Origin of the sequence: Subtercola lobariae (genome assembly GCF_014640255.1) — a bacterium.
GTDB classification, from domain to species: Bacteria; Actinomycetota; Actinomycetes; order Actinomycetales; family Microbacteriaceae; genus Subtercola; species Subtercola lobariae.
In genome coordinates this window covers 462088-476142 of record NZ_BMGP01000002.1, presented here as the reverse complement: position 1 = coordinate 476142, position 14055 = coordinate 462088, and the positions used below count along the sequence as shown (strand labels likewise).

Below are 14055 nucleotides of genomic sequence, written 5' to 3'. Positions count from 1 at the left end.
CGTCAAGTGTAACACCGAATTGGAGGTGTTGCACCAAGCGTGTTGGGGTTAGCGGAAGGGGCTCAGACCCATTTGGTTGCGGAGGCCGGTGAGTTCGCCCACGTGATGGGTGAGGTGGCCGGTGAGGGGCCAGCGCACGAGAAACGCGATGGGCTGGTCGGCCCACATGCGGTACAGCCAGTCGAAGGTGTCGTGCTCCACCCCGGCGGCGTCGAGCGCGGTCTCGACGTCGGGCAGAGCATCCAGAGCCTCGTCGGTCAGGGTCTCGAGGTAGCTGCGCACGTCGGCGAAGACGCTGAAGGCGAATGCGTTGACGGCGGCCGAGTCGAGGGTGTCGGTGAAGGGCTGCTGCACCTCGTGCAGACCGCTGCCGCCTCGTGTTGCGCGGGCGTCGAACGCGTCGAGTCGCGGGTCGAGGATGCCCGCCGTCTCGTTCACGACCGAAAGCGCCAAGGCGGCATGACGAGCGACGTGAAACGTGATCCAGGTGACCGAGTTGGCGCCCGGCAAACGGCCCAGTTGCTGGTCGAGCGGCACGATGTCGAGTATCTGACTGCGCAGACGATTGACGGTGTCATCGAGCTCGGCCACCAGATAGTCAGAAACATGCATGCTCTGATCTTAGGATCGCCAGCCCCCGCGCCTGCCGTTTAGGCTTGTTGTACCGACACCACGAGGAGCGTTTGTGAAGAGGATGACCGGAATCGAGATTCGCGCATCGATCGTGAACGGGTCGAACACCGAGGCCTTGAACATGGTTCTGCCGTCGAACTTCGTCGAACTCGAGTGGGAGAACCTCGACTACCTCGGCTGGCGCGACTCGCATTCGCCGCATCTGGGGTACATCATCCGGTGGGAGGGCAATCGCGCGGTCGGCATCATCGTTCGTGAGGCCGACGGCCCGTTGTCGCGGCGGCGCATGATGATGTGCCAGCTCTGCCGGGCCACCCACACCGAGCACGGTGTGTCGCTGTTCAGCGCCAAGCGCGCGGGCGAGGCGGGGCTGAATGGCAACACGGTGGGCACCTACATCTGCGCCAACCTCGGCTGCTCGAGCAACATTCGCGTAGAGGTGCCGCACGCTTCGTATTACGCCGACCCCGAGAGCGTGCTGGCCGAGAAAGTGTCGGGCCTCGAGTCTCGCGTGAGCGGCTTCATGGCTGCCGTGATGCGCCCCTGAACGAATAGTCGACACGTTAAGTCGTTCAGTGCACAGTGCTCTCTCAAGCAGCCAAATCACGACAAAAAATGCCTGAAGTTAGCTGAAAGTCACTTAACTTAATCGGTTCATTGACTTTCGCCTCTCCGCCTGCCTAAACTCGCATTCGTCAACAGTGACCATGCAAGGAGGCATGATGAAAGCATTTCGCGTTACTGCAGTTATCGCAGTTTCAGCCGCCGCCATCGCCCTGACCGGGTGTTCCGCGGGATCGAGTGAAGATGCCAATACCCTGACTGTTCTTACGAGCATTCAGAGCGGAACCCCGACGGGTGACGTACAAGACAAGATCGTCGCAGAGGTGGAGAAAGCGACCGGAGCGAACATCAAGCTCGTGCAGGCGGGCGAGACCCTTCCCGACGTCTACGAGACCAGCGTCGCTGGCGGCAAAGAGGCAGATGTCGCCATCACTAACCTGGCTGAGAAGAGTAACGACTGGGTGAAGAACGGCGTTGCCGTGCCTGCCTCGAACTACCTCGACGCGTGGGGCCTGACCGCCAAGATCACCCCCGACGCGCTCGACGCCTGGAAAGACAGCGACGGCAAGGTTCAGGGCTTTCCCTACAACGGATTCGTCTGGCCGGTCTGGTACAACATGGCGCTGCTGAACCAAGCGGGCATCACCACGGTTCCGACCTCGACCGATGAACTGATCAGCGACGCCCAGAAGCTGAACGACGCGGGCATCCCCCCGTTCATCATCGGCGGCAACGACTGGTCAGGCCAGAAGCTGTTCTTACAGATCGCACAGTCGTACATGACACCCGATGAGGCCACCGCCGTGTACTCGAAGGGCGGCTACTGCGCCAGCCCTGACGCGATGAAGGGCATCAACCTCTTCACACAGCTGCGCGACGCCAACGTGTTCGTCAAAGACTCGCAGGGCTACACCGCAGACCAGATGGATGCCGCGTTCTACGCGGGCAAGGCTGCCATGATGTCGGCCGGATCGTGGGCCTTCGGTGACGCACCCGCTGATCTGCAGTCGAATGTTCAGCTCGGCGGCTTTCCGCAGCCCAGTGGCGGCAGCTACGACAAGCCGACCGCCTACCAGGGTTACACCGGCAGTGGATTCTTCGTGAGCCCGAACGGCGCCAAAGACGCCAAGATCGGCCTCGTGCAGAAGTTCATCTCGGCCTGGTACGAGCCTGACAATGCCGCGGCGTACGCTGCAGCGTCGAACGGCCCGACTGCTGTCATCGCCACGGGCACCCCGGCGGCAATCGACAACAAGATCACCGCAGCAGCCGTCAACGATGTGCCGAAGGTGGTCGACTACGCAGTGATGCCCGACACCGTTGTGCCAGGTGCGCTCGATGACCCGATGATCAGACAGACCAGCCTCGCCTATGCCCCCGGCACAGACGCTCAGGCCATCTGCTCGAGCCTCGACAGCCTGTACACCTCCTAGCACCCCGCTCGTGCGGCGGGAGCCGAGACGTTACGCCCAGCTCCCGCCGCATCTTCACGGATGCTCGGCCATCCGTTCGGCCGGAGAACGTTTCGGCCACCACACGTTGCCCCTCACCGGAGAGAAGTCACCGTCATGACCACCATCGCACCGGCCGCCCTACCCCCGGCCGTCACCCCGCCTGAAGACCCCGCCGGTCAGATCATGCGCAAGTCGCAAGAGAACAAGATCAAGCCCGGTCTGCTCGGACTGAGCATGCCCGCCATTGTCTGGTACATCATCTTCACCATCGGGCCGCTGTTCGCGATGTTCTACATCGCTCTGCTCTCGTGGTCGAGTCTGATCGCACCAAGCACCTTCGTGGGGTTCAAGAACTTCGGCACCGTTTTTCACGACCCCGTGTTCTGGCAAGCGACGCGCAACTCCATCGTTCAAATAGCCATCGTGCTGCCGATCATGCTGCCGCTGGCCTTCATGCTGGGCTACTACGTCAGCCTCAAGCCGCGCGGTCATCGCGTGCTGCGCGTGATTCTCTTCACCCCCGCGCTGATCTCGCTCGCCGCGAAGTCGATCATCTTTCTCTCGATCTTCGCGCCGACCGGCCTGCTCAACGGCTTTCTCGACAACGTCGGTCTCGGCGCGCTCTCGACACCGTGGCTCGCCTCACAGAGCACCGCGCTCGGCACCGTGATGGCGGTCGACCTCTGGAGCGGCATCGGCTTCACCGCCATTCTGTTCAGCGCCCGGCTGTCATCGATTCCGGCTGAAGTGTTCGAGGCCTCTGAGCTCGACGGCGCCGGCCACTGGCGGCGCATGTGGGGCATCGCGTACCCCATCTGCCGTGACTACTTCGGTGTGTTGCTCATGCTGCAGTTCATCTGGGTACTGTTCGGCTCGGCCGGCTCGATTCTGCTGCTGACCAACGGTGGCCCGGGCAGCTCGTCGACCACGCTGTCGTTTCTCGTTTACGACAAAGCCTTCACCCAATCGCAGATCGGCTACAGCCAGGCGGTGGGCGTCATTCTCTTCGCCGTGGGCATCGTGGGCATGATCGCCATTCGCCGCGTCTTTCGGGCCAAGTACTAGAAGGGGCCGGCCATGACATCTGTACGCAATCCAGCCGTGCGCACCACCCGAGTTCGCACCTCACGCTCACGCAACTCCCGGTCGAACCGTTTCAACCCGCTCGCTCACGTGCTGGTCTGGTTCTACGCCCTTCTGTTGCTCATTCCGCTCTATTTCATGATCATCTCGGCGTTCAAAGACAACGCCGACATCTTCAACTCACCGTTCGCCTTCCCCACCAGTCTGTCGTTCGACAACTTCACCAACGCGTGGACGAGGGCGTCGATGGGCCCCGGCCTCATCAACTCGGCGCTCGTGACCGTGATCGCCGAGATCATCACCCTCGTGCTGGCGATTCCGGCGGCCTACGCCATCGCTCGGGCCGGCGGCCGAATCGGCGGCATCGTCGAGAAGTTCTTTGCGGCCGGGCTGCTGATACCGGGGTTCGCCGCGCTGGTGCCCACGGTCATCCTCTCGATCGCACTGCAGCTGTTTCACACCCGCGAGTTTCTCTACCTGTTCTTGCCGGCGACCGTGCTGCCGCTCTCGGTCATTCTGCTGACGCAGTTCATGCGATCTGTGCCGGCCGAGCTCGAAGAAAGTGCCATGATGGACGGCGCCAACCGCCTTCGCGTGCTGATCAGCATCTACATTCCCATCACGATTCCGGGCATCGCCACCATCGCGATTCTGAACTTTCTCACGTTCTGGAACGAGTACCTGTACGCCTTGATCTTGGCTGGCCCCGATCCGGATGTTCGAACGGTTCAGGTAGCTCTGCCCGGGCTCGTGTCGCAGACCTATACCCAATACGGAGTGCTGCTCGCCGGGGCGCTCATCACCATGGTTCCCGTCTACATCGTGTACATCATCCTGAACCGCCGGCTCGAAGACGCACTGCTGCAGGGGGCCGTCAAGAGCTAGTAGCTGCCGCCCTCTGACCTACGCCCGTTCATCCACTCGATCTCACCTACCGCAAGCCCACAAACTACTGGAGACCTCGTGACCACCACTTTCAACATTCGTGACTTCGGCGCCGTCGGCGACGGAAATACGAATGATGCGCTCGCCATTCAGACCGCCATCGATGCTGCGAATGCGAACGGCGGAGGCACCGTTCTCGTGCCCGCAGGCGCGACATTCTTGTCGGGCTCGATTGTGCTCAAATCGAACGTCGAGCTGCACATCGAGCGCGGGGCCACGCTGCAGGCCAGCGGGCACTGGGCCGACATCACCGAGCGCCACACCGTGAGCGCGCTGTCGTCGGGCGTCGTGAACGAAGAAACGCTGCAGAGCGGGTTGTTCATCGCCGCGTACGACGCGACGAACATCGCCGTGACGGGCGCCGGCACCATCGACGGCGGTGGGCGCTTCTACGTGCTCGAAGACCTCGGGCCCATCTACCTGATGCCGGTCAACCGGCCGTTCACGTTGTTCTTCATCGGCTGCAGCGACGTGACGCTCAAAGACACGCTGTACCGCGACGGCGCCCTCTGGACGGTGCGTTTGACCGGCTGCGAGAGCGTGCTGATTCACTCGATTCGCATTCGCGGCGACATGAAGCTGCCGAACGCCGACGGCATCGACCTCGACCGCTGCCGCGACGTGCGCATCAGCGACTGCGACATCCGCTGCCCCGACGACGCCATCTCGCTGAAGACCTGCGAGGAGTTTCCTGACCTCGGGCCGTGCGAGAACATCACGGTCACGAACTGCATTCTCGAAACGAAGTCGAGCGCGCTGGTGATCGGGGTCGACGCAACGTCGCCGATTCGCAACGTGGTGTTCGACAACTGCGTCATCAAGAACAGCCACCGCGGGCTGAGCGTGAACCTCGGTCAAGACAGCCTCTACGAGAACATTCTGTTCTCGAACATCGTGGTCGAGACGCGCATCTACGACGACAGCTGGTGGGGCAAGGGCGAAGTCATCTACGTCTCGGCCTTTCCGTGGCAAGAAGCGATCGGCCGCGTTCGCAACGTGCGGTTCGTGAACATTCTGGCGCGCGGCGAGAACGGCGTGCACATCGCCGCGAACGAGCCCGGTCTCATCGAAGGGCTGCTGCTCGAGAACGTGCGCGTCGAGATCGATCACTGGAGCGAATTCGAGGGCGGCAAGTACGACCGTCGGCCGTTCAGCGGTGAGGAGAAGATCTACGACTACCCCACCTCGGCGTTTCACATCGACACCGCGAGCGACATCACCGTTCGCAATTGCGAGGCCGTGTGGGGTGACGAGAAGCAGAGCTACTACGCGCACGCTATCGAGACCATCAACACCGAGAACGTCGTCATCGAGGGTTTTCGGGGGCAATCGGCCTTTCCTGACCGGCTCGCCGCCATCGTTTCGCACTGAGTTTCGGTCTCACCACTCACTCTCCCTCGCCCCACATTCGCCCCTGCTTCGACAGCTTCTCGCAGAAAGCGGTTCACACATGACCCACCACTACGTTCTGACCGATGGATGGACGCTCAGCGCTGTTTCGCCCGACCCCGCTGATCATCCCGCCGACCCGGCCGAGGTAGACGCGGCGTATGCGGTGCCCCCGCTTCCCGCCGAGATTGCGGCGACCGTGCCCGGAACGGTGCACACCGATCTACTCACGGCAGGCCTCATCGACGACCCGTACATCGACCTCAACGAACGGAAAGACGAGTGGATCGGGCACACGGCGTGGGTGTACCGAACGAGTGTCGAGCGCGCGGCGATCGCGCGGGCATCCGCAGCGGCCGATGGTGCCGAGCACACCGAGCTCGTGTTCGACGGGCTCGACACCGTGGCCACGGTCACGTTCAACGGCACGGTGCTCGGGCAGACCTTCAACCAGCACCGTACGTACCACTTCGACGTCACGGAGCTGCTGGTCGACGGTGCGAATGCGCTCGAGGTGCGGTTCGATTCGGCGTGGGCATACGCCCAACGAATTCAGGCCGAGCTCGGAGACCTGCCGAACGCGTACCCGACGCCGTTCAACTTCATCCGCAAGATGGCGGCGAACTTCGGCTGGGATTGGGGCCCCCAGCTCGTGACCGCCGGCATCTGGAAAGAGGCGCGGCTCGAAACCTGGTCGACCTCCCGGCTCGCTGAGGTGCGCCCCACCATCACGGTCGACGGCGCGAACGGTCTGGTGCGAGTGGATGCTCTGCTCCCCGCTTCCGCCGCATTCGGCCCTGGCGCGCCTGACTCCGCGTCGAGTGGCAAGCACGTTGCCGCGTCGCACCCGGCGCAACTCGCGCTCGAGGTGGCCATCGACGGGCAGGCCACCCGTGTGTTGGTGCCGGCGAAGATCGCTGCCGAGGGCGGACTCGTCTCGGCCACCCTCGCAGTGCCCGACGTGAACCTGTGGTGGCCCATCGGAATGGGCGAGCAACCTCTGTATCAGCTCGAGGTTCGCCTGCTCGCGGCGGCGGCGGTCGCGGCGGCGGGCGAGAGCGTGGGCGGCGGCGCTGCGGCTGGCTCGCCTGAGGGCGTCGGCGTGGGCGTGGGCGGTGCCCCGAGCATCCAACTCGACCAGTGGTCGAAGCGGGTGGGGTTTCGAACCGTCGAACTCGACACCAGCGAAGACGAGGCGGGGGCCCGGTTCGCCGTCGTCGTCAACCACGTGCCGGTGTTCGTGCGGGGGGCGAACTGGATTCCCGACGACTGCTTTCCGTCGCGCAGCACGGCCGAGCGCTACCGTGGCCGCATCGAGCAGGCGGTCGACGCGAACCTCAACCTCTTGCGGGTGTGGGGCGGCGGAATCTACGAACGCGACGAGTTCTACGAGGCCTGCGACGAGCTCGGCATCATGGTGTGGCAAGACTTCTTGTTCGCCTGTGCCGCGTACCCCGAAGAGCAGCCGATTCGGTCGGAGGTCGAGGCCGAGGCGCACGACAACGTGCTGCGGCTCTCGTCGCACGCCAGTCTCGTGCTGTTGAACGGCTGCAACGAGAACATCTGGGGCTGGTTCGACTGGGGCTGGCAAGAGCCCATAGGCGATCGCACCTGGGGGCTCGGGTACTACGAGACCATCTTGCCGGCCATCGTGAACGAACTCGCGCCGACCGTTCCGTACTGGCCGGGCAGCCCGTACTCGGGCTCGATGAGTGTGCACGCGAACGACCCCACCCGTGGCAACGTGCACATCTGGGATGTCTGGAACAAGGTCGACTACACGACCTACGCTTCGTACGAGCCGCGCTTCGTGTCGGAGTTCGGCTTTCAGGGGCCGCCGACCTGGTCGACGCTCACGCAGTCGATTCACGATGAGCCGCTCACCGAAACCTCGCCCGGCATGCTGCTGCATCAGAAGGCCGACGACGGCAACGGCAAGCTCGAACGGGGTATGGCGCCGCACTTGCCCGAGCCGGTCACGTTCGACGATTGGCACTACCTCACCCAGCTGAACCAGTCGCGTGCCATCGTGTTCGGCATCGAGCGTTACCGTTCCGAGCGCCCGCACTGCATGGGTGCCATCGTTTGGCAGCTCAACGACTGCTGGCCCGTCACCTCGTGGGCCGCGATCGACGGGTATGGGCGTAAGAAGCCGCTCTGGCACGGGCTGAAACGCGCCAACGCCGAACGGCTGTTGACCGTGCAGCCGGGCATTGACGGGCTCACTCTGGTGGCCGTCAACGACAGTATTCTCGACTGGTCTGTTGAGGTCACGGTGACCCGGCGCACGTTCGACGGCGACGTTCTGGCCCGCGAGGCCGTATTGGTGCTGGTGCCGGCGCTCAGCGCCCAGACGCTAGCGCTCGGGCAGGCAGTTTCTACGCCGACCGAGGCCGAGGCCGAGGTGCTGGTCGTTGAGGCTCCGGATGCCCGGCTCGTCACTCACTACTTCGCCGAAGACAAGGCGCTGCGCCTCGACCCGCCGCAGCTCAGCGTCGAAGTGGGTGGTTGGGCCGAGGGACGGCAGAGCATCCGGCTGACCGCACCCTCGCTCGTGCGCGGAGTCATCGTGTTCGCCGACCGGTTGAACGACGAGGCGTGGGTCGATGACGCCGACGTCGATGTGGTGCCAGGGTTCGCCGTGAAGCTCACAGTGTTCAGCCCGGTCGCGCTCGATGCGGCGGCGCTCGCAGAGGCTCCGGTGCTGCGAAGCGTCAACGAAGTACTCGTGTGCGATAGTTCAAGTGCCGAGTTAATCAGGGGTAGGTGAACTCATGACACGCGTGACGATTACCGACATCGCGGAGCGGGCGGGGCTGTCGAAAGGGGCCGTCTCATACGCCCTGAACGACAAGCCAGGGGTCTCGAGCGACACTCGCGAGCGGGTGCACCAGATCGCGCGCGAGCTGGGCTGGACCCCGTCGCAAGCGGCCCGTTCGTTGTCGCGCTCGCGGGCCGACACGGTGGGGCTGGTGCTGGCGAGGCCGGCACGGATGCTCGGGCTTGAACCCTTCTATATGGAGTTCATCTCCGGGGTCGAAGAGGTCATCGCGGCTGAAGGTATCGCCCTGATGCTGCACGTCGTCGACCGCCCGGGCGCCGAGATCGCCACGTATGAGAAGTGGTGGGCGCAGCGCCGCGTCGACGGAGTACTGCTCGTCGATCTCGAGCTGAACGACCCGCGGGTGGCTGCCGTTCGTGAGCTCGAGATTCCTGCGGTGTGCGTGTCGAGTGGTGATGCCGCTGGCGGCCTTCCGTTCGTGTCGACCGACGACGGGCGTGCGATGCGTGACGCGGTGCGGTACCTCGTTCGGCTCGGGCACAAGCGGGTGGCGCGGGTCGGCGGCATTCCGGCGCTTTCGCACACCGTCACTCGCGATCACGCCTTTCTCGGAGTGGCCGCGGAGTCGGGGCTGACGAAACACCAGATCATCGACACCGACTTCAGCGGTGAGGCGGGCGCGCGCGCCACGCGGGCGCTGCTGACGCAGAGCGAACCGCCAACTGCGATCGTGTACGACAACGACGTGATGGCGGTGGCCGGGCTCGGTGTGGCCGCCGAACTCGGGGTGAGCGTGCCGGGCGAGCTGTCGTTGCTCGCCTGGGATGACTCGCCGCTCTGCGAGATCACCCACCCCCCGCTCTCGGCGATGCGGCGAGACGTGCCGGCCCTGGGCGCTGCCGCCGCGCAGATGCTGCTCGCCATCATCGACGGCGGCGAGGGCGGCAGCCGCGAGGGCCCCCTCCCGGCGCTCTTCCCGCGCGGCAGCACGGCGCCGCCCCCGCACTAGCGGCGCCGCCGGCGCCCGGCGCCCGCCGCGCCGCCGCCCACCCCGCGCTGCGGCGCCCGCCCCCCTCGCCCCCCTCGCCCCCCTCCCCATCCCAGTGAGACCGCTAGGTCGAATTGAGGCCGGTCTACCGGGCTCAATTGGGCGTAACGGGCTCACGACCCTCGGCTCGCTCCGCCCGATTTGCAGCCCCGCCCGTCTCCGCTCCATCGCACGATCCGCTCCACCGCTCTACGTACTACGCCAAGTGAGACCGTTGGGTCGAATTGAGTCCGGTCTACCAGGCTCACTTGGGGGTAGCGGGCTCACGAAGCGGGAGGTTGCCGGCGAAGGAGCCGCCCGATCATCCACATGCACATACCCGTACCGAACCGGTTCAGCCACGAGCGGCCGGTGGTCATCGAAAGGAAACCACGAACATGAAACGCCAATCTGCACGGCTCAATGAGAACGGCGAGCCGATCGTCTGGCTCGGGGTCAACTTCTGGTCGCGGGTGGGCGGGCCGCGCATGTGGCGCGACTACGACGCCGCCGTGGTGGGCGAAGAACTGCGCACCATGCGCGATCACGGCATGACGGTGACGCGGAGCTTCTTCTACTGGCCCGACTTCATGCCCACACCCGATGCGCTCGACGAGGTGCTCGTCGAGCGGTTTCGGGACTTTCTCGATCAGCACGAGGCGCTCGGCATGACGAGCATCCCGACGTTCATCGTGGGGCATATGTCGGGTGAGAACTGGGATCCGGTGTGGCGTGACGGCCGCAGTATCTTCGGCGACGTGTGGTTCGTGGCGCGGCAGGCCTGGTACGTTCGTGAGCTCGCTTCGAGGTTCGCCGAGCATCCGGCAATCGCGGCGTGGCTTTTGACGAACGAAATTCCCATCTACGGCGATTGGAAGTCGCGGGGCATCGGCTCGATCGACCACCTCGAGGTGGCGAGCTGGGCGCAGATTCTGATCGACGCCGTGCGGGCCGGGGGAGCGAAGCAGCCCGTCTCGATCGGCGACGGATCGTGGGGCGTCGAGGTGACCGGCTCAGACAACGGGTTTCGCATTCGCGAACTGGCGCCGCTGGTCGACTTTCACGGGCCGCACGTCTATCGCATGGAGACCGACCCCGTCAGGCAGAACCTGGGTGCGGCTTTCATTTGCGAACTGCTCGACATCGGTGGCAAGCCGGTCATCATGGAAGAGTTCGGTCTCACCAGCGATTACGTCAGCGAAGAGAACGCCGCGCACTATTACCGGCAGATCATGAACAACAGCCTGCTCGCGGGCGCCTCGGGCTGGCTGACCTGGAACAACACCGACTACGACGACCTCTTCGACGTGGCGCCGTACTCGCACCACCCCTTTGAACTGCACTTCGGCCTCATCGACAAGAACGGCCGGCCGAAGGCGCAGGCGCTCGAGGTGAAGAAGTTCGGCGAGTTGCTGGCGCGGGTGGATGCTCGGCAGCTGTCACGACCCGACGCTGACGCGGTGCTCATCGTGCCTTCGTATCTCGAAGCGCAGTATCCCTTCACCCAATCTGAAGACGCCGCGAGTGTCTTCTCGGTGAGCAGGCAGGCCTACGTTGCGGCGCGCGAAGCAGACATCGCCGTCGGAGTGGCTCGAGAGCTCGACGGCCTGCCTGGAGGCGAAGCGCTGTACCTCCTGCCGTCGGCCAAGCAGCTCACGGCTCCCTCGTGGAAGCGGCTGCGCGAGCTGGCTGCGGGCGGAGCGACCGTGTACGCCTCGATCTTCTACGGCGAGCACATGAACCAGCGCGGAATCTGGTGGCCCGACCTCGACGAGACGTTCGGCGTGCGTAAGACCTCGCGTTATGGGCTCGTCGAGCCGGTTCTCGACGACGAGCTGCGCATCACGTTCGTTGCCGATTTCGGCGATATCACGGCGGGCACCGAGCTGGTGTTTCCGGTCGGCGGCACGGCGAATTCCCGGTCGTTCTTGGCGGTGGAGGCCGTCGACGCCGAGGTGATCGCGGTCGATCAGCACGGGCATCCGGCGCTGCTGCGGCACCGTGTCGGGGCGGGCGGATCGCTCGTGCTCGGCACGTTTCCGTTCGAGTACTTCGCGTCGATCACGCCCTACACGAACCCCGAGCCCACCTGGCGCCTGTACGCGGCGCTGGCGATCGAGGCGGGCGTGCGACGGGATGTTCGTGTCGATGACCCTCGTGTTCTCGCCGCCGAGCTCACCCACGCCGACGGGCGCCGTTTCATCTGGTTTGTGAGCCAGCACGACGAGCCCCTCGACGTGGCACCCCAAGCGTCAGGAACGCTCTGCGACGAGTCGGGCGCGGCGGTCACCACGTTCACCCTGCCGCCCTACGGTGTCGAGGTGCTCACGTACGTGCCGTAGCCGACGTGCCGGTGTGGCCGGGCTTGTTCCGGCCATGCTGGCGGCCATCCCGGTGGTGCCGGGTGCGAATGAGCGGCGGGCGGCCTAGACGCCGCCGAAGAGCAACCCGAGCAAGTACGTGACCGCGGCGGCGCCGTAGCCGATGAGCAGTTGGCGAAGCGCACGGCGCAGGGGTGGCCCGCCCGAAAGGATGCCCACGATAGCCCCGGTGCCGAGAAGTGCCACGCCCACCAGCACGCCCGCCACGATCAGGGCAGGCAGCCCCTGCAGCCCGAAGATGTAGGGCAGCACGGGAATGATGGCGCCCGAAGCGAAGAAGCAGAAGCTCGACAGCGCCGCGCTCAGCCCGGTGCCGACCGCTTCGTGCTCGTCGATCTCTTCGTTCGCCGAGGCGTCGGCCACTCCGTCGTTCAGCTCGACCCGTTCGAGAGCGGATGCACGGCCACCGTCTGAGGAAGCACTCGCGAGCCCGCCACCGCGCGAAGCCGAAGCTGCAGCCGCCGCAGCCGCCGTCCCCGCCTCCGCACCGCCATCAGCCGCCGCCGAAGCGGCCCCGAATCGGCGCTCGTCGGCAGCCCGCGCAATCGAACTGCGAGCCGTGTGGGCCGACGGCGAGCTCCGCGGAATGCGGATGGGCTGCGTCGTCGGAAAGAGCATCGCATGCGCATACGCCTCAGCCTCGGCCTCAGACATACCTCGCGCGCGGTAGACCAGCGCCAGTTCGTTCGCGTTCACATCGAGGTTCGGCAGCGCATCGTTCGCTTCGGCACTCGGCGTCGTCGACTCGAGCAATTCGCGCTGAGACCGCACCGACACGTACTCGCCCGCACCCATCGAAAGCGCGCCCGCCAGCAACCCGGCGAGACCCGTGGCCAGCACGATGGAGTTGTCGACCCCGCTGGCGGAGATTCCCATCACGAGAGCGAGATTCGACACTAACCCGTCGTTGGCACCGAAGACGGCGGCACGAAAGGTGCCAGACAACCGATTGCGGCCGCGCGCAGCCAGCCCGCGCACCACCTCGGCGTGCACTTGCTCATCCGCTGCCATCGCCGGCGTGGCGTCTGAGTCGGTGGCATACGGTGAACGGGTCTCGGCGCGCTGAGCGAGCGCGAGAACGAACACCGAACCGAACCGGCGGGCCAAGAAGCCGAGCGTGCGCGTGCGCAAGTCTCCGCGCTTGGTCTTGCCCACGTTGTCGCCGAGCAGCGCGCGCCAATGCGACTCGTGCCTGGCCTCGGCCTCAGCCAGGGCGAGCAGAATCGCACGCTCTTCGCCCGTGCGGCGTTCGGCGAGATCGCGGTACACCGCAGCCTCGGCCTGCTCGTCGGCCATGTATTGTCGCCAGCGGCGAATGTCGGCCGGCTTCGGGGGCGCGGTAGTTGTCATGGCTCCATTATTTCGTGGCGGGCGCTCGGGTTGGCTGCGGTGGACTCAGGGCGCTTTGTTAGGCTGGTGTAAGAGTGAATAGTTAAGGGGTGAGCGTGCCCCAGGTTCTTTTCGTAGCGGCGAGTGTGAGTTTCGTCGTGAATGCTCTGTTCGGGGCATCCGTCAAGGCCGGCTGGGTGAATTCGGCCCCGTTTCACTGGGTGCACACGGCACTCTACATCTGTACGTTCGCCCTCACCGCCGCCGCTGTCAGCACGGTGTTCTGGGGCGGCGGAGTGGCCGGCTGGTTTCTGCTGCCGGCACTCGTACCGCTCGCGCTTTTACCGTATGTGCGGGCGCGCTCGTGGGGCCATGTGGCGCTCGCGTTGTCGGTGGCGCCGTTTTTGGCGCTCGGGCTTAGTGTGTCTCTGGTGAGTTAGCGCTTCGGCCGCCCGAAACGGGTCGCGC

Annotated in this window: 11 protein-coding genes; 9 read left to right on the top strand and 2 right to left on the bottom strand. The window is 65.0% G+C overall.

The genetic code is table 11. From position 1 onward, the window contains the following. Positions 1-48: 48 nt before the first annotated feature. On the bottom strand, positions 49-612 hold the full coding sequence (locus tag IEX24_RS06550; RefSeq protein ID WP_188675519.1) for a hypothetical protein: 564 nt from the start codon (positions 610-612) through the stop codon (positions 49-51). A gap of 82 nt (positions 613-694) precedes the next feature. On the opposite strand from IEX24_RS06550, the gene IEX24_RS06545 reads away from it, so the two are divergent. From IEX24_RS06545 to IEX24_RS06510, 8 genes are all read left to right on the top strand, one after another. Then, a complete protein-coding gene (locus tag IEX24_RS06545) occupies positions 695-1180 on the top strand; it encodes an FBP domain-containing protein (protein WP_229715177.1) in 486 nt (161 codons plus the stop codon). A gap of 175 nt (positions 1181-1355) precedes the next feature. Next, positions 1356-2630: an ABC transporter substrate-binding protein gene (locus IEX24_RS06540; protein ID WP_188675514.1), complete on the top strand. Its 1275-nt coding sequence runs from the start codon at positions 1356-1358 to the stop codon at positions 2628-2630. A 135-nt stretch (positions 2631-2765) separates the two neighbouring features. Next, positions 2766-3716, top strand: coding sequence for a carbohydrate ABC transporter permease (locus IEX24_RS06535; protein WP_188675511.1), 951 nt, complete (start codon positions 2766-2768; stop codon positions 3714-3716). A 12-nt stretch (positions 3717-3728) separates the two neighbouring features. Next, entirely contained in the window at positions 3729-4619 is an 891-nt protein-coding gene (locus IEX24_RS06530) for a carbohydrate ABC transporter permease (protein ID WP_188675508.1), read from the top strand. 78 nt (positions 4620-4697) lie between these two features. After that, the gene (locus IEX24_RS06525; RefSeq protein ID WP_188675504.1) at positions 4698-6050 is read left to right on the top strand and encodes a glycoside hydrolase family 28 protein; all 1353 of its coding nucleotides are present in this window, start codon (positions 4698-4700) and stop codon (positions 6048-6050) included. A gap of 79 nt (positions 6051-6129) precedes the next feature. Continuing rightward, positions 6130-8838, top strand: coding sequence for a glycoside hydrolase family 2 protein (locus IEX24_RS06520; RefSeq protein ID WP_188675501.1), 2709 nt, complete (start codon positions 6130-6132; stop codon positions 8836-8838). Positions 8839-8842: 4 nt separating this feature from the next. Further along, on the top strand, positions 8843-9859 hold the full coding sequence (locus tag IEX24_RS06515) for a LacI family DNA-binding transcriptional regulator (RefSeq protein WP_188675498.1): 1017 nt from the start codon (positions 8843-8845) through the stop codon (positions 9857-9859). 416 nt (positions 9860-10275) lie between these two features. Continuing rightward, complete coding sequence (locus IEX24_RS06510; RefSeq protein WP_188675496.1) at positions 10276-12219, top strand: cellulase family glycosylhydrolase; 1944 nt, start codon at positions 10276-10278, stop codon at positions 12217-12219. Positions 12220-12303: 84 nt separating this feature from the next. On the opposite strand, the gene IEX24_RS06505 is transcribed toward IEX24_RS06510, so the two are convergent. Next, positions 12304-13608, bottom strand: a complete 1305-nt coding sequence (locus IEX24_RS06505) for a VIT1/CCC1 transporter family protein (RefSeq protein ID WP_188675492.1) — start codon at positions 13606-13608, stop codon at positions 12304-12306. A 95-nt stretch (positions 13609-13703) separates the two neighbouring features. Here IEX24_RS06505 and IEX24_RS06500 point away from each other — a divergent pair, with 95 nt between their 5' ends. Further along, positions 13704-14027 (top strand): hypothetical protein, encoded by a 324-nt coding sequence (locus IEX24_RS06500; RefSeq protein WP_188675490.1) that lies wholly within the window; start codon positions 13704-13706, stop codon positions 14025-14027. Positions 14028-14055 lie beyond the last annotated feature (28 nt).

What these genes read in the sequence shown, in the direction of transcription:
- IEX24_RS06510 (WP_188675496.1), top strand. Translation starts at nt 10,276, where the DNA reads ATGAAACGCCAATCTGCACGGCTCAATGAGAACGGCGAGCCGATCGTC.
- IEX24_RS06535 (WP_188675511.1), top strand. Translation starts at nt 2,766, where the DNA reads ATGACCACCATCGCACCGGCCGCCCTACCCCCGGCCGTCACCCCGCCT.
- IEX24_RS06540 (WP_188675514.1), top strand. Translation starts at nt 1,356, where the DNA reads ATGAAAGCATTTCGCGTTACTGCAGTTATCGCAGTTTCAGCCGCCGCC.
- IEX24_RS06515 (WP_188675498.1), top strand. Translation starts at nt 8,843, where the DNA reads ATGACACGCGTGACGATTACCGACATCGCGGAGCGGGCGGGGCTGTCG.
- IEX24_RS06530 (WP_188675508.1), top strand. Translation starts at nt 3,729, where the DNA reads ATGACATCTGTACGCAATCCAGCCGTGCGCACCACCCGAGTTCGCACC.
- IEX24_RS06520 (WP_188675501.1), top strand. Translation starts at nt 6,130, where the DNA reads ATGACCCACCACTACGTTCTGACCGATGGATGGACGCTCAGCGCTGTT.
- IEX24_RS06545 (WP_229715177.1), top strand. Translation starts at nt 695, where the DNA reads ATGACCGGAATCGAGATTCGCGCATCGATCGTGAACGGGTCGAACACC.
- IEX24_RS06505 (WP_188675492.1), bottom strand. Translation starts at nt 13,608, where the DNA reads ATGACAACTACCGCGCCCCCGAAGCCGGCCGACATTCGCCGCTGGCGA.
- IEX24_RS06550 (WP_188675519.1), bottom strand. Translation starts at nt 612, where the DNA reads ATGCATGTTTCTGACTATCTGGTGGCCGAGCTCGATGACACCGTCAAT.